We start from the raw sequence: 20,785 nt of genomic DNA, 5'->3' as shown, positions 1-20,785 counted from the left end.
TTTCTCCAAGTGTACTGCCTCACTCACCGCCATATTCTTGAAAAAAGACGTCCTAGGACGTCTTTTTTTGTATCTGAACCTTGCTGCCCACTAGACCTTAAAGTATTTGAGTTGATCGGTAAGGTGTTCTGCGGTGTTGGCCATCATCTGGCTGTCTTCAGCGAGTGATTGCGATGCTTGCAGTACCTCGTTGGCAGCGAGGTGTATGCCGGTTACGTTTTGGTTCATTTCGCTGGCGACGGTGCTTTGCTGCTCAGACGCGGCGGCGATCTGTGCGACCATGTCGTTTGCGTTTTGCATCTCGTAGACGATAACATCCAGTTGTTTCCGTGTCTCGTCAGAGGCAATCACGCTTTGTTCTACTCTGTCATTACTGGTTTGCATCGCCGCGAAGGTTTTGTTGGCTTGTTCGGTCAGTTTTTCAATCGTTTGTTGCACTTCGGTCGTTGAGCTCTGAGTTCGGCTCGCTAGGTTTCGGACCTCGTCGGCGACGACGGCAAAACCACGACCTTGCTCGCCAGCTCGCGCGGCTTCGATCGCAGCGTTCAGTGCCAGCAAGTTGGTTTGTTCAGACACCTCGCGAATAACGCCCACCACGTTACTGATTTCATTGACGCCGGATTGCAGGTCGCGCACCAGCTCATTGGCGATGGAAATATTGTCAGACACGTGTGCGATGGATTCCGAAGTTGTGCGCATGGTTTCGTCATTACGCTGGGCATGGTCGACCACTTTATTAGTGCTGGTTGCGGTGTTTTCTGCGTTGGTCGCGACGTCTGAGATGGTGGCGCTCATTTCTGTCATCGCTGTCGATAGCAGTTCGAGCTGCGCGTGTTGTGAGTTGACGCTGGTGGCGGCCTCTTCACTGGCTTGGGCAATTTGACTTGCCATGGTGCTCGATTGCATCGCGGACTCATTTGCGGTGCGCAGTGTGTTTTGCAACTTATCCAACATTTTGTCGATTTGTTGGCTCATATCACCCAATTCATCTTTGCGACTCATGTTCATGCGTACGCGCAAATCACCATCGGCAATTCTATGGGTATTGTCGATCAAACGGTGTAGCGGGACCAAAATATTGTTCGAGATTGCGTAACCCATGGCGAACAAGAGCGCGGTTAAAACGACAGCGACGATGGCTTCTTTGATCGCGAGGGCATAAAACGCTTCTTGGATGTCTGCGACTAAAATACCTGTACCAATAATCCAGTTCCACTCAGGGAAGAGTTGGACATAAGAGATCTTGTCTTTGAGTTGACCTTGTGGGCTCTTCCATTGGTAATCGAGAAACCCTTTTTGCTCAGGTGTGTTAGAGATAGCCACCATTTCACGCCAATGATACTTGCCCGCACCATCTTGAAAGTCTCTGGCATTTTTCCCGTTGAGCGCAGGCTTAATTGGATGCTGAACCACGTTCATTTGTTGGTCGAGGACCCAAAAATAGTTGTTTTCATCATAGCGAAGTGACTGGATGGCGCTTAGGGCTTGCTGCTGCGCCTCGAGGTTGCCGAGAGTATCACGTTGGTTGTAATAGTGTTGGACCAAGCTGATCACTGCATTTACTTGGGCGCTGAGTTTGCTTTCTCGTTCTTGCAGTGACGAGTTGCGTTGCTGGATTAAATTATAGGCACAAGCCATAACGATAAGAATCGCAGACAATGCCACAATGGAAGCCAACTTGGACTTAATGGTGAGGTTGCTTAGTTTCATTTCTGACTCGTTATAATAGTGAATACATCTAGCTTGACGGAAATAAAACTCTAGCAATTTTTATTCACTTCATAAGGATGAAAGTCATAAATTGGAATAATACATATTGTTGCACAGCAATAAAGTGCTTTAGCTCAATAGGCGGATAAGTAAAATTGTTAGTCCGCCAATCAGCAGGGCGCAATAGGTTAGCGATGTGTGTGCAAAGGTATGGCGCTTGAGGCATGCGATTGCAACTGGATACACTGATTGAGTTGGTGCTGTTGCTTTGAGTCGGCGTCGGTTATTCAGGCGCGACGCCGTTTAATAGGTCATTGATGATCGACATATTGAAGTGCCTTTTGGTGGTGATGGCGTAAAAACACTCGCTGACCGACTCCAAGCTCAGATAGTTTTTGAGCAAACCGGACTCTATTTCGTCTTGAACGACGACCTCTGGTACTACCGCCAAGCCCTCTACATCTCGTGCCAAAAGACGCAACATCGCCATATCATCGACCTCTGCATAAGGGGTTATCTCAATGCCATGCTGCTCACAAAACAGGTCAAATTGCAGCCGAATATCGCTACTTGGCCCCGGCACCAGAAGATTGACCTGGTCTAACTGCTGAGGCAAAGACAACGCTTGCAGCGAGGGGTTATTCGGACCGACCAAGCAAACTTGTTGCTGAGCAATGAGTCGACATCGCCACGGTTTCGAGGAGTCGCTGGCGACGGGTTGATTGGACAGGACCAGATCCAGTTTGTGCATTTGCAGTTGCTCAAGTAACGCCTCCTGACTAGAGGAGTGAAGGATTAGGCGGATGTTTTTCTGACCTAACACCGGACGAAGAAAGTTTTCTTGGAAATTACGTGACAAGGTCGCCACCGCGCCAATTCGCAGTTGCTGAACACGCGCCATCTCACCGCTATCAAGGATAGAAAGCAGTTCACCGCTGAGATTAAAAATACTGTCTGCGTATTCCAGTACCAAATAACCGGTTTCCGTTAGCTTTAAACTGCGCCCCTGGCGGACAAACAGTGCTTGGCCAAGATGCTCTTCCAATTGACGAATTTGCGCTGAAAGTGCCGATTGAGACACGTTAAGCCGTTGCGCAGAGCGAGTTAAATGCCCCTCTTTAGCGACGGTCCAAAAGTAACGTAGGTGGTGGAAGTTGAGTGATCGTATTTTCATTGTTCTGTTTTATAGAACGATTTGTGAATAATTAACTATTTTACATTATGTATCGCTCGCCAGCAAAATGCTCCTCATAAAAATAAATCCTTGTGAGGAGGAAAATAAGGTGTCAGACCTACTTACTTTTTGGTTCCTGCCGGCGATTTTTTCTGCGGCCGCGGTGACTGCCTGGCTACCGGGCATCAATACCTGGCGCATTGCAAAGTTGGCGACAACACTTGCCTTGCTTGTGGCTAGCGTGAGTGCAATTATCGAGCTGTCTCGCTTCTTCGTTGAGGGGCAAAGCCAAGACTCGCTCGGGTTATTGATGGTCTTGCTGGTGTCACTCTTGAGTTGGGTTATCGTCCGTTTTTCTGCAAATTATCTTGCCGGCGAGTCGGGTCAACGCCGTTTTGTTCGAGCAATGCTGTTCACACTGGCGTGTGTTGCTTGGTTAGTGACCAGTCACAATCTTCTTATCATCGCGATTGCTTGGTCGGCGACCAGTATTGGCATGCATACACTGTTAACTTTTTATCCTCAGCGCAAGTCTGCTCAGCTAGTCGCGCACAAAAAATTTATTGTCAGCCGCCTGGCAGACTTGTGCCTGATAGGTGCACTGGTATTGGTTTACCAGAGTGTAGGAAGCTGGCAGCTTGATGCGATTGGCCAGCACTTGGTCGCCGATGGTGCCAATGCTCCCTTACTCTGGGTCGCGGTACTCATTGCGCTGGCGGCTATCTTAAAAACCGCGCAATTGCCGCTGCATGGCTGGCTAATCCAAGTGATGGAAGCACCGACGCCGGTCTCTGCGTTATTGCATGCAGGTGTGGTCAATATGGGGGGCTTCGTATTAATCCGAATGGCTGATGTGATTGGCGCGGCGAGTATCGCTCAATGGATATTGATTTTCGTCGGAAGTTTAACCGCGCTACTCGCTGGGCTGGTTATGATGACGCGAATTAGCATCAAAGTCCGTTTAGCTTGGTCCACCTGTGCGCAAATGGGCTTCATGTTACTCGAGATCGGACTCGGTCTTTATGAACTGGCGCTGCTCCACTTGGTGGCTCACTCGCTATACAAAGCACATGCGTTCCTAAGCTCAGGACAAGCGGTGCAGCAGACGTTTGAAGAGCAACTTCAGGGGCGTTATCGAATCGGCTCTGCGGCCTCCTTAATGCTTGCACCTATTGCAACAGCAGCCATTGTGATCGCCTCTACAGCCGTTTGGCACTTTGTGATAGATGGGTTCGAACTTGCTCCTGTAGTGGTGGTCATCCTAGCGTTTGGTTTTGCGCCGTTAATGTGGCCAGTGCGAAGCGGTGCCATGGCGTTGCTATCAATGATGCGTGTGGCGCTTTTGACTCAAGTGTATTTGCTGTTTCATTTATTGTTTGCTCAAGCGATCAGTGCCGAGCCGCTAGACTCTTCAATGGCAACGGCGTGGGTAGTGGGTGTGTTCCTATTGCTTTACTTGACTCAAGGCCTGGTTTGTTTGTTGTCGCATCATCCGCTGGTCGCTCGTCTGTATAACTGGGCGTATCACGGCTTTTTCCTCGATGAAACCTTTACCCGTTTAACCTTCAAGTATTGGCCAGCCCGATTTAGTCCCAGCCAAGCGCAAACCTGGGTACTTAAGCAACCTCGTCAGTGGGAGATCTAATATGAACCTTAAACTATCGAATACCATTGATTTAAGTGATGTCGTCAAGCAAGTTTGTCAGCGTATTACACCCAACTGGCCGCTGGACCAAATGATAGCCGTGAGCCCTTATTGGCATCGGATCAGCCAACCTTTTTCTGAGGTTGCCGCTTGGTTAGAAAAACAAGCAGGATCGCCGATGAGCATGGACAGTGCGGTGTACCTAGAGCAATGGCAACGTGGCGAGATCACCGAGCAGCACTTAGAGCAAGCAAATCAAGAGCTGGGCGCCGCTTACACTGTCTCGGCGTTGGTTGACTATCTTTCTACCCCTTCAACTAAGTTGACGCCTGCGCCACTGCATTGCGATGCGCTAGATAGCCTGCGAGATCTGTCTCATCAGCCTGCGTGGTGCGACACGATAACGACGCAGATTTCTCAGTTCTGCGCTGCCTATTTTGATCAAGGCTTATCAGATTGGAAAGCGGATAACGACAAAGGCCTCTATGCCAGTTGGCGCGATGCGATGGAGTCCGATTACAGCGTCGCATTGCTGATGAAGTCTAAACAAGTTAACCGCCGGGCTAAACTGCTTCCCAATGACAGCTTGGCTGCGATTGATTGGGTGCTTGAAAAACTGGCCATTGATGACAGGGAGTACGCTCGCTATCTAGAAGCTTGTTTATTGAGGATTAACGGCTGGGCCTCTTGGTGTGCGTATCTCAATTGGCAAGCGGGTTTTAAGCAGCAATCGACCGAGTATTTGCAAGATCTGCTGGCAATTCGTCTCTGCTGGGAGTGGTTGATCTTGGAATCGGAGAGCCCCGTTACCGCGATTTGGCAGCGCCAATGGCAAAAACATTTTGCCAAGCCAAGTCAAATACTGCCACTGATGGTTTGGCAACGTGCTGATGAAATCCGTTATCAAACAGAGTTGTTTGACAGGTTGCAGCAAAACCTCGCCAAACCTGTGCAAGCAGCCGCTGTAGAAGCACAAGTAGCGTTTTGTATTGATGTACGCTCAGAGGTGATTCGTCGTCACCTAGAAGCGACCAGTGACAATGTTCAAACCATTGGATTCGCTGGCTTCTTTGGTATGCCAATCAGCTATAACCCGATTGGCACTGACGTACATCGACCTCAGTTGCCCGGACTGCTTGCTCCGCAAATGCAGGTTTCTGAGTGCTGCGTCAGCGATGATCAGCAAAAGGCGCTGGTTAAGCACCGCACTGCACAGCTCAAGCGCAAGCAAGCCTGGCAGCCATTCCATCGCCAACCTAGCGCGGCGTTTACTTTGGTCGAATCGACGGGTCTTAGCTATATAAGCAAACTCGTTAAGCGCGCCTTGCCGTTAAGTATGGCTGGGCGTATCAACAAGAGCCAATCGACGAGCGGTGTCTCTTGCGCCATTCCTCAGTTGACTGATGCGGTTTCCACTGAGCAGCGTGCCCAGCTAGCCGCAGATATACTCACAGGAATGGGACTGGCTCATCGCCAAGCGCGTTTAGTCGCCTTGGTTGCCCACGGCGCACAAACTGAGAATAATCCGCAACAAGCCGGATTGGATTGCGGGGCGTGTTGCGGCCAGAGCGGTGAAGTGAACGCGAGAGCCGCCGCGGCGCTACTGAATGAACCCCAAGTTCGAGCGCATTTAGCCAAGATTGGGATTGAACTGTCTGGTGACACTTGGTTTGTCGCTGGGCTACACAACACCACCACCGAGGAAGTGGAACTGCTCGATGTGGCATCGGTGCCGGTCTCGCACCAAGCGGATATCACCAAGTTGCAAATAAGACTCAGGGAGGCAAGTGGTCATGCTCGCCGTGAGCGAGCGCCACAGATTGGCATCAAGCTTGATGAGCGCGACGATCGTCAACTGGCCAAAGCGTTTCGCCAGCGAGCCCTAGATTGGTCGCAGACACGTCCAGAATGGGGGCTGGCCAACAATGCTGCATTTGTAATCGCACCGCGCAGTCGCAGCCGCGGCATTAATCTCGAAGGGCGAGTGTTTATGCATGAGTATGACCCGAGTCAAGACTCGCATGGTGAGCTGTTAGCGAAGATCATGACCGCGCCTATGTTGGTCACCCATTGGATCAACATGCAGTACTTTGCCTCAACGGTAGATAACTTTAGATATGGCAGCGGCAATAAAACGCTGCACAATGTGGTGGGTGGAAGCATTGGTTTGTTTGAAGGCAATGGCGGTGACTTGCGCAGTGGCTTGGCGATTCAATCGGTGCATGATGGTGAGCGATGGCGACATCAGCCACTGAGGCTAACCGTGGTGATTGATGCGCCAAAAGCGTCGATTCAACGCGTGATCGATAGCCATCAAGTGGTCAAGCAACTGGTCGACAACCAGTGGTTATATATAGCCCGCTTTGGCGACGACGGCTTTGAGCACTATCGCGGCGGCGAGTGGATTGGCTAATTACCATCCCAGCTCGCGTGTTGAGATGGTGCTGTGCTAACGCTGAGCGTTATTGTCTGTCGTTACAACCAGCTCCGTATAGCCGGTGGCCGCATCGGGCTCGCGCGAAAAGTTTAGGTTTGAATAGGCGTGGATAATTAGCTCGGCGGTGGTGTCAATCAATGAGCCGGGCATCAAGTGTCCACCAATCACAGAGCCATCGGCACGTGAGGCAGACAGATGCACGTGCTGGTGGTTTGGTGTCAGGGTACCCATCACCGAAACAATCTCTAGCGGCTCATCGAGTTGCAGTGTCTCACTGGCTCCGGCTAGTCGGATGTGAAGGCATGACAAGCTGCCAACACAAGATGTGATGCAGCCCGCTTTTATTTGGTGCTGGGTCACTAGCTGTTGAAGTGCCAGTTTTAGGTCGTCGCCTTGAGTGAAGCGAACGGCAATAGGAGTTATCAAAATGGAGCCTTGTTGTTTATTGTGTGCTGTAGCGCTTGCCTGATTTAGGTTGGCTTTGCTCGGGCGCTGGAGTGTGTTCAAGACTTTGCCACTTAAGTGCGCCATTGGTTTCAAAGCTATTCGCGGCGCTACATTGTAAGGCATGCTCGCCAACGGTAATGATCGCCCCCTCAGAATAGGCTTGGTCTTGGAAGTAACAGACACGCTTTGCCACTTCACTGGCGTTGATACCAATGACGGCTTTCGGCGACTTTGCAATGGTATTGGCTAGTGCTGGAAAACACACCAGGCTAACTAGCCCCAAATGGCATAATCTCATTGTGTTTCTCCATAATTTTCAAGACCAAGGACCATATTTTCGCTCATAACGAGGTAGCATACTCTCATTTCCCAATATGCCACCTTGATGGACGTAGATGATCGTTTTGTCTTGATTGTGTTTATACCATGATTGTAGACACTGCCACATCATAGGGTCATACAGCAAATCAAATTCCACATCGGTTTCGGCCAATAGCTGTTGCCAAATCTGGTAGTCCTGCTGGTACAACTTGCCAAAGTGGTGTTTGTAATCAAGCTCGAGGATCTCAGGAAAGTCTTGTTCACCAAGTTGTTGAAACTGCTTAACTAAGTACTCTTTGCCACCCACACATGGGCAGGTTAGAACCTCGATAGAATGAGGTTTTAGAAACTTGTGCAAATAGAGTGCGGTTGTGCCAGTGCCTGCGGGTAGGGCCACCACAAACTGTTTATGTGGTTCGTAGCGAGTCCAAGAGAGGATTTCTCTGCCCAACTGCTCTATGCCCATTCGTGAGGTTGTCGAGCGTCCCCCTTCAGGAATCACAAGACAATTGCTGTCGGGTTGACGAACTTGCTCGATGTAGGTTTGCGGATGAAGCTGGTGATTATTAGTGGCAATGATTTTTGCACCGAGCTCAAGTGCACCACGATAGTTGCCGATCGGTTTTTTCACTAGCCACTGTGGCAGATGATCAACATAAAACTCAAACTTCCACCCTTTAATCTTTGCTAGCGAAGAGAGAGAAAACAGCGAGTTAGCCTGTGTACTGCCGTAGCTAATCAGTGTCTCGATATCCGGATAGTCTTGCTCCAAAATCGCCATAAATTTACGCGCTTTGTTGCCACTAAAGTGACAGTGGATTTGATCGTCACGTTTCAGGTAGAACGGAATACCATCAAACTGATGTTGAGTAATAGGCGTGTTGGAAAGCTTCATATCAGTCAATCTTGCTATCTTGGGCGCTTATCATAGCCTCGTCGTTGGGGGATGCATCATTCTAGATCAAGTTTTTTCTTCAGTAACGGATTGCGCGGTACACAAATAAAAAAAGCCCAGCGCAAGTGTGCGCTGGGCGGATACAAATAAACATAGGAGTTAATAAGAAAAAGCAGCGTAAATTAGTAGCTTCAGTAAGAAAACAAGTTTGACGGCCTGTAAACTTTTTGGGATGTCCAATCCCTGAATGCTCTGCTAACTACACCTATTCAGACCGAGCAATCGACAAACAGTTCCCAAAAATTGAAAAAAATTTTAATTGAGCGCTTTCAGAAACTTAATCTCTAGCATTGCCGTTCTGGTCGGACCAATACTCAAAAGTGTGATGTTAATAACTTGTTGTCTTTGTGTTTCGAATGTATATTTTCAAACAGTTGTTTAATACGAGTGATTGAAATGCCAGCTAGAAATTCAACCAAAGAGAAAATCCTGGATGTTGCAGAAGCTTTGTTTGCAGAGCATGGCTTTAAAGATACCTCTTTGCGCACGATTACCAGCAAAGCGGGGGTGAATCTCGCCTCAGTCAATTACCACTTTGGCGACAAAAAAACGCTCGTCCGCGCTGTGTTAAACCGTTACCTAGAAGCGTTTATGCCAGCGGTGCAAGATGCCCTGATCACACTGAATCTCAATCAAAACTACCACATGGCAGACGTGTTTGAATCGCTACGCGGTCCTCTTCGCAACTTAAGTGATGTACGGCCAAACGGGACTAGCCGTTTCATGTTGCTGATTGGCCGGGGCTATACCGATGTTCAAGGTCATCTGCGCTGGTTCATCACCACTCGTTATGCTGACACCTTGGCACTGTTTACTCAGTCGGTGTTGAAAGCCAACCCCAAGTTGACGCAAGAAGAGTTATTTTGGCGTCTACACTTCACCTTGGGGACGTGTGTATTCACTATGGCCTCGAGTCAGGCCTTGCTTGAAATAGCCGAGAACGATTATGGCAAAGCGATGGATGCGAAATCTGTCGTTGACCAACTGATTCCATTTTTAGCTGCAGGCGTCGCTGCAGAATAAAACCTCAACCTACAACAACAAAAATATTGGACCACCACAGAACAAAAGGATCTGATTATGAGCTCTCTAAGACAAAAATGGGTCAGTGACCCAGCTTTCAAACTGTTTAAAAAGGTGCTACCACCGCTGTCCAGCACTGAAAAAGAAGCAATGGAAGCGGGTAGTGTATGGTGGGATGGAGAGCTTTTCTCTGGTCGTCCAAACTTTACCAAGTTGCACCAGTACCCAACGCCAACATTGACTGCAGATGAGCAAGCGTTCATGAACAATGAGCTCGAAACCCTGCTGTCGATGTTAGACGATCATAAAATCGTCAAAGAAGACCGTGACCTGCCGCCAGAAGTGTGGGAGTTCCTGCGTAAAGAGCGCTTCTTCTCATTAATTATTTCTAAAGAGTACGGTGGCCGTGAATTTTCATCACTGGCGAATTCGACCATCGTTTCTCGCATCGCGACTCGCAGCATCAGTGCGGCGGTATCGGTCATGGTTCCTAACTCATTAGGCCCAGGTGAGCTGTTGTCACACTACGGTACTCAAGAGCAAAAAGATTACTGGTTGCCGCGTTTGGCAAACGGTACTGATATTCCGTGTTTTGCCCTGACTGGTCCTGAAGCTGGCTCTGATGCCGGTGGTATCCCTGATGAGGGCATTGTGTGTTACGGCAAGCATGAAGGCAAAGAAGTACTGGGTATTCGTCTTAACTGGAACAAGCGTTACATCACCCTTGCCCCTGTTGCTACGGTACTTGGTCTCGCATTTAAGATGTACGACCCTGATGGGTTGATGGGCGATAAGAAAGAGCTCGGCATCACGTGTGCGCTTATCCCAGCGGATCACAAAGGTGTTGAGATTGGTGAACGTCACGATCCACTCGGTTTGGCGTTTATGAATGGCCCAACTCGCGGTAAAGATGTGTTTATCCCGATGGAGTGGCTAATCGGTGGTCAAGACTACGCAGGTAAAGGCTGGCGTATGCTGGTGGAGTGTTTGTCTGCAGGTCGAGGCATTTCACTGCCAGCGCTTGGTACGGCGATGGGGCACTTGACTGCTCGTACTACCGGCGCGTATGCGTATGTTCGCAAGCAGTTTGGTATGTCTATTGGTAAGTTTGAAGGTGTCGCGGAAGCGCTTGGCCGCATCGGTGGTATGACTTACCTACTAGAAGCCACTCGTACACTGACGACCACCTCGTTGGATTTGAAAGAAAAGCCGGGCATTGTCACCGCTATCGCCAAATACCACATGACGGAGATCGCTCGCTCCATTCTTAACGACTCGATGGATATTCACTCAGGTCGTGCGATTCAAGATGGTCCAATGAACTATCTGGCGGCGCCTTATCTAGGCATTCCGGTTGCTATCACGGTAGAGGGGGCCAACATCCTAACCCGTAACCTAATGATCTTTGGCCAAGGTGCGACTCGTTGTCACCCATACGTGCTTAAAGAGATGGAAGCAGCGGCAAACCCGGATGAGAAACAGGGCGCGAAAGAGTTCGATGATCTGCTGTTTAAGCACATCGGCCACGCAATGAAAAATACCTTTGGCGCATTCGGCGCTGCATTGACCGGCTCACGCTTTATCAAAGCAGACATGAGCGGCCCGACTCAAAAGTACTACAAAGAGATGACGCGCTTAAGTCGTGCCCTTGCAGTAAGTGCCGATATTGCGATGGCGACCTTAGGTGGCGATCTCAAGCGTAAAGAGATGATCTCTGCGCGCTTAGGTGATGTACTGGCTTATCTATACATGGCTTCAGCAGCGCTGAAGAAGTATGAGGATGAAGGTCGTCAGCAGCAAGATCTAGACTACGTGCACTATGCGGTTCAGCACTGTCTGTACCATGCAGCTCAATCACTGCAAGAAGCGTTTACTAACTACCCACAGAAAGCGGTCGGTCGCCTACTGAAAGGTTTGATCTTCCCGCTAGGTAATCATTACCACAAGCCAAGTGATACGCTAACAGTGAAGCTAGCAGAAAGCCTGATGACACCGGGCGCACACCGTGACCGTCTGACTCACCTTTGCTACATAGGTAAAGATGAAAACGACAGTGTCGGCCTGATGGAAAACGCATTCCTAGCGATGTACAGCGTTAAAGGCTTGGAGCGTAAACTGATGCGCGCAGCGAAAGAAGGTAAAGTGGCACGCAAGGGTCTGCTAAAAGACCGTCTCGCTCAAGCTTTAGAAGCTGACGTGTTGTCTCAGGAAGAAGTCGACCAAATCTTAGCCGCAGACCAACTGCGTTACAAAGCGATTCAAGTTGACCACTTTAGCCATGATTTCAGCGAAGTTCGCACCCATGGTGAGACAAAAAAGTCGAAAGCAAAACTGGATAGCGCTGCGTAATCGAGATATTTCGCCTAGTAGCAGCTAGACATTGGATAAATTCAAGGCACCTCACTGTAGGTGCCTTTATTTTGTACAGAATCTATAAAAGAGCTCCAACCACTTGCATTTTAGCGACATTTTTACAGAAATTAGATGCGAACTGCGGGTGAAACTTTTATCCTAGCGGAGTTTTTTAAAGGAAGTTGAATATGATCATCAAACCTAGAATTCGTGGATTTATCTGTACCACAACGCACCCAGTGGGCTGTGAAGCTAACGTAAAAGAACAAATCGCATACACAAAAGCGCAAGGTCCAATCAAAAACGCACCAAAGCGCGTGCTAGTGGTTGGCGCATCCAGTGGCTACGGTCTATCTTCTCGTATTGCGGCAGCATTTGGTGGTGGCGCTTCAACTATCGGTGTATTTTTTGAAAAAGAAGGCACAGAGAAGAAACCGGGCACTGCTGGCTTCTACAACTCAGTCGCATTTGAAAAGCTGGCGCGTGAAGAGGGCTTGTATGCAAAAAGCCTAAACGGTGATGCTTTTTCTAATGAAGCAAAACAGAAGACCATTGACTTGATTAAACAAGATCTTGGTCAGATTGATATGGTGGTTTACTCACTCGCATCGCCAGTTCGTAAAATGCCAGAAACTGGTGAGCTAGTTCGCTCTTCTTTGAAACCAATTGGTGAAACCTACACATCAACGGCGGTAGACACCAACAAAGATGTGATCATCGAAGCGAGCGTTGAGCCAGCCACAGAGCAAGAAATCAAAGACACCATCACCGTTATGGGTGGTCAAGATTGGGAGCTGTGGATCAATGCACTATCAGAAGCCGGCGTACTTGCCGACGGCTGTAAAACGGTGGCATACAGCTACATCGGTACTGAGCTGACTTGGCCAATCTATTGGGACGGTGCTCTCGGTAAGGCAAAAATGGACCTAGACCGTGCAGCAACCACACTCAACGACAAACTTGCAGTGACTGGCGGCAGTGCCAATGTTGCAGTATTGAAATCGGTAGTGACTCAAGCAAGTTCTGCGATTCCTGTTATGCCACTCTACATCGCTATGGTGTTCAAGAAGATGCGTGAGCAGGGTGTGCATGAAGGTTGTATGGAGCAAATCTACCGTATGTTCAGCCAGCGTCTATATAAAGAAGATGGCAGTGCACCAGCAGTGGACGAGAAAAACCGTCTACGCTTAGACGATTGGGAACTGCGAGACGATATCCAGCAGCATTGCCGTGAGCTATGGCCACAAATTACTACCGAGAACCTAAAAGAGCTCACCGACTATGTTGAGTACAAAGAAGAGTTCTTGAAACTGTTTGGTTTCGGTGTGGAAGGCGTCGACTACGAAGCAGACGTGAATCCAGACTACAAAGCAGACTTTATTGCTATCTAATACCAAACAGCATAAATATCTGGTCATTCTTGCTGGTTAAAATCGCTGATAGCTTCGTTATAGATTTTGTAGGTAGGTCAACTAGCTAGCTGCAATCTATGCCTTGCTCTCAACGATTTTTCCTGCGCAATTATCTGAACACCTATTTATCCCGTTTGGTATAATGCAATCATTTGCTTAAGTAAAAAATCCGGAGCCTGCGCTCCGGATTTTTTATATTCGAGTAGTTCAGTTTAGTATCAGATTCTGAATCACGGTCGTTCCTCCCTGTTCAGAATGACAATAAGCTCGCTTCTCGCTACTTAAACGTTGACCAAATGGGTGCGTGGTCAGACGGCTTTTCAATGCCGCGCAGTTCATAATCGATGTCAGACTCGACACACTTTGCTGCCAGTGATGGTGTGGCTAACACTACATCAATCCTCAGGCCTCGGTTGTCATCAAAGCCTCTTGAGCGGTAATCGAACCAGGAGAAGCGGTCATTGACGTCTGGATGGACTTGGCGGAAAGTATCGACAAAGCCCCAATCTAATAGTGTCTTCAACCACTCTCGCTCTTCCGGTTGAAATGAACACTTACCTGTTTTCAACCAACGCTTACGATTTGGCTCACCGATGCCGATATCGCTGTCGAGCGGACTGATGTTGATATCGCCCATCACAATCAATTGTTGTTGATTGTTGTGACTATCGTTGAGATAAGTCATCAGATCTTGGTAAAACTGACGTTTGTATGGGTACTTGGTTTCATGAGCAATATTATCGCCTTGTGGAAAGTATCCATTAAGAATAGTGACTTCCTCACCTTGGTCATTTTCCATTGTCACCATGATCATCCGCTTCTGATGCTCTTCATTATCAGTAGGGAATCCCTTTTGCACCGAAAGCGGCTCTTTTTTACATAGCATCGCCACACCGTAGTGCGCCTTTTGGCCGTGGAAATAAACGTTATAGCCCATTGCCTCAACGGCTTCGATAGGGAAAGCTTCGTCGTGCACCTTGATCTCTTGAAGGCCAATCACATCCGGTTGGTGCTTATCGATGACCGCTTGCAGTTGATGAAGGCGAGCACGCAGGCCGTTGATGTTGAAAGAGATGACTTTCATCTGGGTTCCTTTTTTGCTGACAGTTCGTGTTTTTGTTGCCGTCATACTAACATCAAATAAACACTGACGTGAATCGTGGTCAGCTTGTCAGTAACTGTTAACAAAATTGAAACTTTCGATTGATAAATCGGCGAATTATGATGTAATTCACTGTGTTATTTAGGTTTAGCCTAACATTCAAAATCGAGTTTGCTAAAAGGAAGTAGTATGCGAACCTTATCAGTGCAATGGAAAATCACCTTGCTAGCGGGCGTCTGCCTGCTGGTCACTTCTTTATCCTTGATCGGTTTTTCAGTCTTCAATGCGGTCAGTAATCAACAACAAATCAAAGCGCAAAGTGCTCAGTCGGTGAGCGACAAATCAGAACAGATAGTGGAAACTCGCGCACTGTTAAATGCAACCGAAGTGTCCGAATACTTGAGTGGCGCGCTTTATCGTGCGGAAATGTTGGCGTCGAGTGCGATGTTCCAAAAAACACTCAGTGAAGAGAACTTTGGCGACAGCGAAACCTTACGCACAGGTCTTGATGAAATGGTGCGCCGCGCAGTGCTCGACTTTGATACGATTCAAGGTGCCTACTTGGTGTTCAAACCAGACTTACTCGATGCAGAAGATAGCAACTATATTGATGCAGAGTATGTTGGCTCAAATGATATTGGCCGTTTTGCCCCTTACTGGACGATTGCCACCAACGGCGAAAATGTCGTCGCGAATGTACTCTCTGAAGCTACCTTAGCCGATGACTTAAATAGTGAGCGCTTTTTCTGTCCTATCTCTTCCGGCGAAACTTGTATCACCACACCTAAATTGGTCAACCATGAGAGTGGCCAGTTTCTGACGACCTCGATTTCTGTTCCGCTACTGATTGATGATGTGCCTATCGGTTTCTTCGGTATCGATCTACGCCTCGATGGGCTGGCAGGGGTCGTGTCTCAGTCGGACAGTGAGCTATTTTCTGGCAGCGGCAACATCAACATCGTTAGTCTCGATGGCACACTGATTGCGAGTGACAATAGCGACAGTATCATTGGGCAGCCATACACCAGTGATACCTTAACCAATGCACAGCTTACCGACCTGCTATTTGGTCAGCAAGTGGACACCAGTTGGAGTGATGATGGTGAGTGGTTACGGGTATTTGCTCCGATCATGATCGCCAATCAAACCTGGGGAGTACTGTTTGATATGCCGCGTGATAGCGTGTTGGCCGATGCGCTGGCACTTGATGCAACGATTAGTCACCAAGTCGAGTCTAGCATCACCACTGAGCTGATTGCCGGTATTGTGCTGGTGATGATCGGCTTAGCGACCATCGCGATTTCAGCGGCGCGCCTGGTGAAACCGATTCGGGCCGTTGTCGCTAGGCTTGAAGATATTGCTTCGGGGGAAGGGGATCTAACTCAGCGACTGGAGGTTGCATCGAATGATGAGATAGGACAGCTCGCGCGCGGATTCAATCAGTTTCTCGATAAGCTGCAATCCATTATTAGTGATGTGGTTGATACCACATTACAAATTGGCACTACATCTCAACAATCGAGTGTTGCCGCGCAGCAAACCAGAGCCAGCAGCGATTCACAGTTCAAAGAGGTCGATCTAGTGGCGACAGCGGCGGAAGAGATGACTCAAACCGCGAGTTTAGTGGTGCAAAATGCCGAAACCGCAGTAAGCGCGGCTGAGCAAGCCAATGAAGCCGCAGGGAGCGGGCAAAAAGTGATTGAGCAGTCTCAAGCGGAAATGGCACGCTTGGTCGAAAGAATGACCGCAGCCGTGCCTGTGGTCGAGGAGCTGGCCAACAACAATGCCAACATCACCGAAATACTCACGGTTATTGAGGGCATTTCAGAGCAAACTAACTTGCTGGCGCTCAATGCCGCGATCGAAGCGGCGCGGGCAGGGGAGCAAGGACGTGGTTTTGCGGTCGTCGCTGATGAAGTGCGTAACCTAGCCAGCAGAACGCAAGATTCTGTTGGAGAGATTCGACAGGTGATTGAAAGCGTTCAAACTGGCACGCGCGATGTGGTTCAGGCGATTCAAGATGGCAACGATCTGGCCAACGACTCTGCAGACCATGTGCAAAATGCCGCCAAAGAGCTGACCCATATTTTTGAGGCGATTGCGTCTATTAATGATATGAACTCGCAAATTGTACGAGCAGCGGAAGAGCAACAATCGGTGTCGGCTGAGGTCAACCAGAGCGTCAGTAATATACGCGACCTAAGTGCGCAGATCTTGTCTCAGGCTGAAGAGTCAGAAAGTGTCAGTGCGCAGATAGGTGACTTATCACACAAGCAGCAGCAACTGGTCAATCAATTTAAAGTTTGATAAGGGTAATTTTGAGCTCAAATACAATCAAGGCTTCGCATTGGCGAAGCCTTGATTTTACTGAGCGTCATTTTCAAGCTTATTGACTAAATCCGCTTTGACCATCTCTATCGCTGCTAATGCCGTTTTGGGATCGACGTGATTGCTTTCTAACAAATAAATCAGGTCAACGGCTAATTTGATTTCATCAGGCGCATTGTCTAATCCTTGCGAAGTCATGATTGGTGTCTCTCTCTATAGGTGATTTGCTTTTCTATCTTAAGCTTTGCCTCCTGGCAGCGTTTTAGGCGTTGCTCTGTGGTCAACAACGCTTGCTGAGCGGCTTGTTGTTGAAACGGCGGAGCGTATTGCAGCGCCAGCTCCTTATCTCTCACCATTTCCATCAGTCTTCGCTCCCACTCTTGATGCTGGGAAAGTTGCTGATAGAGCTCGTTTATAGGCTTTTGGAAATAGCTTTTATGCTTAGGTTCGTGCTTACGAATGTTGGTGGTGGCAAGCTCACGCTGAATGGCGGCCACTTGAGCAAGTAAGCGCTCAGTTAAATATTCGGCGCGCATCGGAGTGAGCTTGCTGGCCTCTTCTTCACGCACTAAAGTCGCAAGCGTCGCTTGCGTCTCTTTAACGCAAGGAACCAGAAGTTTGGCCTTAGATTGAAACAGGCGCTCGTCAAATAACGGCAAGTGGTGTTCACCACGTTGTCTATCGAGGGCGGCGGCCTGTACAGCAAGCTGCTCTAGTGTACTTTGCAACTGACGAATTTTACTCATCGCGCTTTCTCCGTCAAAGTGGAACCAACCAAGCGTCATAGGCGAGCTTGACGGCCAAAATACTCACGACGGTCACGAAAACGGGGCGAATGAACTTCGCGCCAAACCGAATTGCAGAATGAGCGCCAACAAATGCTCCCACCATCAAGCAAACGCCCATGGTCAGGCCCAGCACCCAGTCAATATGCCCCAGCACAGCAAACGTAATTAACGAGGTAAAGTTGCTGGTGAAGTTCATCGCCTTGGCAAGGCCAGATGCGAGCAAGATGTTGAGTCGATAGAGCGCCATAGAACTCACGGTCCAAAAAGCGCCCGTGCCTGGGCCGGCCACGCCATCATAAAACCCAAGCGAGAGGCCTTGCAAATACTGTTTTTTGTGTAGCGTTGGACAAGGTTCAGGGGTGGCATTGTCGCTTGTGCTTGGCGTTTTATGCCATATGGTATAAATAGCAGCGGCTAAGATAATCAGCGGAAGTATTTTTTCCAGCCATTCTGTACTGATCCAATCGACAACCAAAGTACCGAGTATCGCACCCACTAAGGTCGCAAAAAAGGTTCGGCTCCAGCATTCTGGGCGAAACAAACGCTTTCGATAATAAGTAAATGCAGCGGTCGATGAAGCAAAGGTTGCGGCAAGCTTATTGGTACCAAGCGCAATGTGTGGCGGTAACCCCAATGATAACAGCGCTGGGACAGTTAACATACCACCACCACCGGCCACCGCATCGATAAACCCAGCAGCGAAAGCGACTAATGCCAACACAATCAAAACGGTTGGCTCGAGAAATTCCATAGATGATTCTTCTTGTTGTTTGGAGTGCTATTCAATCACGCGTTTAAAGGGTGGGAGTGAGTCGAGCAACGCACTACCATAACGTTTCGTGACCAATCGGCGATCGAGTATGGTGACTGTACCAGAATCCCGCTCTTTACGCAGCAAACGACCTACAGACTGAATTAACTTTTTACTCGCCTCGGGAACCGTGATTTGCATAAACGGGTTACCGCCACGACGCTCGATGTATTCTGCATGCGCTTGTTCGACGGGAGAGGTCGGAACCGCGAACGGGATCTTAGTAATCACTAAGTGTTCAAGAAGCTCTCCTGGAAGGTCAAGCCCTTCGGAAAAACTCCCTGTACCAAATAGTACGCTGGTCTTCTGGCATTGAACTAGGGTTTTATGTTTTTTTAGTATTTCTGAGCGCGACTCTTGTCCCTGAACTTGTAGGGTCCAACCTTTTTTGACAAATAGGCTAGATAGAGCCTCGGCAACTTGATTCATCTGCCAATAAGAAGAGAACAGAACCAAGTTGGCCTTTTTATCGACGATGAGGTTGGGCAGCGCCTCAATCAAATAATCAGTGAACTGCGGCGCTTGTGGCTCACATGGGGTTTTAGGGATACGTAGCTCTGCTTGCTGTGCATAATCAAACGGCGATGCAAGCGCCAAAAAGCGCACACCATCCTCGCTTTTTTCACTTATTCCTGCCTGGCGACAGAAAAAGCTAAACGAGTTAAGCGCGCGCAATGTGGCAGAGGTGAGCACCGCACCAACGCAGCGACTCCAAAGCTGTTGATCCAGTTGCCAGCCCACCTCTAACGGTGAAACGTTGACGATGAAATCGCCCTCGCGCTCTTGGCTAACTTCGAGCCAGCGGGCGAGGGGAGCGCCCTCTTCTCGAGTTGGCTCGGCCATCAAGCGCCAAACTTGCGCCAGATTGTCCATCCGTTGAATGTAAAAGCCAAGTTCTGCCAGTGCAGGTTCCGCGAGCTTGTTAGACAGCTCACCATCCTTAACGCGTTCGGCGATTAAGTCGGCAATTTTTGCTACGGTTTGAGCGCCTTTTTGCGCTAGTTTTTTCAGATCTCGCGCTTCTTCTTCGAGCCAAGTCGGCAGCTCGCCATTTTCAAAGCGATAAATGTTGTCCTCGAAATGGGTCGGATCAAAACGGCTCGCCAATTGAGATAAAGAGGGCAGTAATTGCTGAACGGAATCTTGTAGCTCATTGCGAAAGCGAGCGACGCGTTTTTCGTCTGCAAGATTGGCGAACTTGGTCACTGATTGATTGAGCCTCTCAAGCCATGAAGCCGCGCCTTTTAGACTGGCGGCTGCTGAAGAGTGATCGCGCGCGACATGCGGAAGATGGTGGGCCTCGTCAAAAATATACAGGGTGTTTTCTGGTTCAGGCAAAATCACTCCGCCACCGAGGTCTGCATCCGCCATCACCAAACTATGATTAGCAATGATCACATCCACTTTGTCGAGCTCTGCGCGTGCCTTTTGAAATGGACAGTTGCGATGGGTAGGCATGCTGTTGTTGCAGCTATGCTTGTCACTGACGATCATCTGCCACAGTTCATCTTTAATCGGTTTTGGCCAGGCGTCGCGGTCGCCATCCCACTTTCCTTGTGCTAGCGCTTTGTACATTGTCTCAAACTGCTCAACATCCTTGCGTTTAGGTTTGCTTTCAAACATGGCCAATTGGCCCCCATCCACGCCACTGGCGGAGGCGAGCTTTTCCGCGCAGCAATATCGTTGTCTGCCTTTTGCTAGCAAAAAAGAGAACTCAAAGTCGGTGAGACGCCTATATAGCGGGAGGTCTTTATTGAGTAACTGCTCTTGCAAAGCCACGGTGGCGGTTGAGATCACCACCTTACGGCGATTAAAAACCGCTACCGGTATGGTCGCCATTAAATAAGAGAGCGATTTGCCAATGCCAGTTCCCGCTTCTGCAACAATCATACGGGTGGATTTGTGATACTCCCCACATAATGTTTTGGCGATCTCCGCCACTAGGTAGTTTTGCGCTCTGCGAGGGACAAAGTGATCAAGCTGATATTGGAGGTTTTTATAACTGCTGCGAATGGCTTGCTGGGCTTTACTGGTAATCATATGGCGACCTAACGAACGGGGGCGGCATCATAGCACAGTTTGCTAAACACTACTTAGTTCACGAAATAGAATCCTTAATCATCAAATATGGATCTTGTTCACAAAAAAAAACTGAACCTTCAGTGGCTTACAATTAATTCTAAATGTAAAAAATATATCACGCCATAAGATGATATAGATTAGTGTTTTTATCTATACTCATGGGTTTATTAAAATAAGATCAGAATTATATTCTAAATA

General features: G+C 48.7%; 16 protein-coding genes. 6 read left to right on the top strand and 10 right to left on the bottom strand.

Features of this window, described 5'->3' with window-relative positions:
• Positions 1 to 90: 90 nt before the first annotated feature.
• Together MTO69_RS08385 and MTO69_RS08380 are read right to left on the bottom strand one after the other, a co-directional pair.
• Entirely contained in the window at positions 91 to 1,710 is a 1,620-nt protein-coding gene (locus tag MTO69_RS08385) for a methyl-accepting chemotaxis protein (protein ID WP_248328280.1), read from the bottom strand.
• 283 nt (positions 1,711 to 1,993) lie between these two features.
• Positions 1,994 to 2,878 carry a LysR family transcriptional regulator gene (locus MTO69_RS08380; RefSeq protein WP_248334442.1) on the bottom strand — a complete coding sequence of 295 codons (885 nt, stop codon included), beginning with the start codon at positions 2,876 to 2,878 and terminating at the stop codon, positions 1,994 to 1,996.
• Positions 2,879 to 2,993: 115 nt separating this feature from the next.
• Here MTO69_RS08380 and MTO69_RS08375 point away from each other — a divergent pair, with 115 nt between their 5' ends.
• Together MTO69_RS08375 and MTO69_RS08370 are read left to right on the top strand one after the other, a co-directional pair.
• Positions 2,994 to 4,529, top strand: coding sequence for an NADH-quinone oxidoreductase subunit L (locus tag MTO69_RS08375; RefSeq protein WP_248328278.1), 1,536 nt, complete (start codon positions 2,994 to 2,996; stop codon positions 4,527 to 4,529).
• Position 4,530: 1 nt separating this feature from the next.
• A complete protein-coding gene (locus tag MTO69_RS08370) occupies positions 4,531 to 6,942 on the top strand; it encodes a YbcC family protein (RefSeq protein WP_248328276.1) in 2,412 nt (803 codons plus the stop codon).
• 36 nt (positions 6,943 to 6,978) lie between these two features.
• Here MTO69_RS08370 and MTO69_RS08365 read toward each other — a convergent pair whose 3' ends face one another.
• Genes MTO69_RS08365 through MTO69_RS08355 form a run of 3 tightly spaced genes read right to left on the bottom strand, consistent with a single transcriptional unit; the run spans position 6,979 to position 8,629 of the window.
• Positions 6,979 to 7,392: a PPC domain-containing DNA-binding protein gene (locus MTO69_RS08365; RefSeq protein ID WP_248328274.1), complete on the bottom strand. Its 414-nt coding sequence runs from the start codon at positions 7,390 to 7,392 to the stop codon at positions 6,979 to 6,981.
• Between the two features lie 16 nt (positions 7,393 to 7,408).
• Positions 7,409 to 7,711, bottom strand: a complete 303-nt coding sequence (locus MTO69_RS08360; protein ID WP_248328272.1) for a DUF1496 domain-containing protein — start codon at positions 7,709 to 7,711, stop codon at positions 7,409 to 7,411.
• An 18-nt stretch (positions 7,712 to 7,729) separates the two neighbouring features.
• Positions 7,730 to 8,629 carry a 1-aminocyclopropane-1-carboxylate deaminase/D-cysteine desulfhydrase gene (locus MTO69_RS08355; protein ID WP_248328270.1) on the bottom strand — a complete coding sequence of 300 codons (900 nt, stop codon included), beginning with the start codon at positions 8,627 to 8,629 and terminating at the stop codon, positions 7,730 to 7,732.
• Positions 8,630 to 9,085: 456 nt separating this feature from the next.
• On the opposite strand from MTO69_RS08355, the gene MTO69_RS08350 reads away from it, so the two are divergent.
• From MTO69_RS08350 to fabV, 3 genes are all read left to right on the top strand, one after another.
• Positions 9,086 to 9,712, top strand: a complete 627-nt coding sequence (locus MTO69_RS08350) for a TetR/AcrR family transcriptional regulator (RefSeq protein WP_248328268.1) — start codon at positions 9,086 to 9,088, stop codon at positions 9,710 to 9,712.
• Between the two features lie 57 nt (positions 9,713 to 9,769).
• On the top strand, positions 9,770 to 12,061 hold the full coding sequence (locus MTO69_RS08345; protein ID WP_248328266.1) for an acyl-CoA dehydrogenase: 2,292 nt from the start codon (positions 9,770 to 9,772) through the stop codon (positions 12,059 to 12,061).
• 191 nt (positions 12,062 to 12,252) lie between these two features.
• Positions 12,253 to 13,455: an enoyl-ACP reductase FabV gene (gene fabV, locus MTO69_RS08340; protein ID WP_248328264.1), complete on the top strand. Its 1,203-nt coding sequence runs from the start codon at positions 12,253 to 12,255 to the stop codon at positions 13,453 to 13,455.
• A gap of 298 nt (positions 13,456 to 13,753) precedes the next feature.
• Here fabV and xthA read toward each other — a convergent pair whose 3' ends face one another.
• On the bottom strand, positions 13,754 to 14,560 hold the full coding sequence (gene xthA / locus MTO69_RS08335; protein WP_248328262.1) for an exodeoxyribonuclease III: 807 nt from the start codon (positions 14,558 to 14,560) through the stop codon (positions 13,754 to 13,756).
• A gap of 207 nt (positions 14,561 to 14,767) precedes the next feature.
• Between xthA and MTO69_RS08330 the strand changes: the two genes are divergently transcribed.
• Positions 14,768 to 16,885 carry a methyl-accepting chemotaxis protein gene (locus MTO69_RS08330; RefSeq protein WP_248328260.1) on the top strand — a complete coding sequence of 706 codons (2,118 nt, stop codon included), beginning with the start codon at positions 14,768 to 14,770 and terminating at the stop codon, positions 16,883 to 16,885.
• Between the two features lie 57 nt (positions 16,886 to 16,942).
• Here MTO69_RS08330 and rsmS read toward each other — a convergent pair whose 3' ends face one another.
• The 4 genes from rsmS to dinG are packed head-to-tail and all read right to left on the bottom strand — an operon-like array spanning position 16,943 to position 20,545.
• The gene (rsmS, locus tag MTO69_RS08325; RefSeq protein ID WP_248328258.1) at positions 16,943 to 17,104 is read right to left on the bottom strand and encodes a pleiotropic regulatory protein RsmS; all 162 of its coding nucleotides are present in this window, start codon (positions 17,102 to 17,104) and stop codon (positions 16,943 to 16,945) included.
• Positions 17,101 to 17,652, bottom strand: a complete 552-nt coding sequence (locus MTO69_RS08320) for a primosomal replication protein (RefSeq protein WP_248328256.1) — start codon at positions 17,650 to 17,652, stop codon at positions 17,101 to 17,103. Before MTO69_RS08320 ends, rsmS begins: the two co-directional genes overlap by 4 nt.
• Positions 17,653 to 17,665: 13 nt before the next feature.
• Positions 17,666 to 18,445, bottom strand: coding sequence for a sulfite exporter TauE/SafE family protein (locus MTO69_RS08315; RefSeq protein WP_248328254.1), 780 nt, complete (start codon positions 18,443 to 18,445; stop codon positions 17,666 to 17,668).
• Positions 18,446 to 18,472: 27 nt separating this feature from the next.
• Positions 18,473 to 20,545: an ATP-dependent DNA helicase DinG gene (gene dinG, locus MTO69_RS08310; RefSeq protein ID WP_248328252.1), complete on the bottom strand. Its 2,073-nt coding sequence runs from the start codon at positions 20,543 to 20,545 to the stop codon at positions 18,473 to 18,475.
• Between the last annotated feature and the right edge of the window lie 240 nt (positions 20,546 to 20,785).

It is taken from the genome of Vibrio sinaloensis, from assembly GCF_023195835.1.
Lineage (GTDB): Bacteria > Pseudomonadota > Gammaproteobacteria > Enterobacterales > Vibrionaceae > Vibrio > Vibrio sinaloensis_C.
This window is presented reverse-complemented; position numbering and strand designations above follow the sequence as displayed.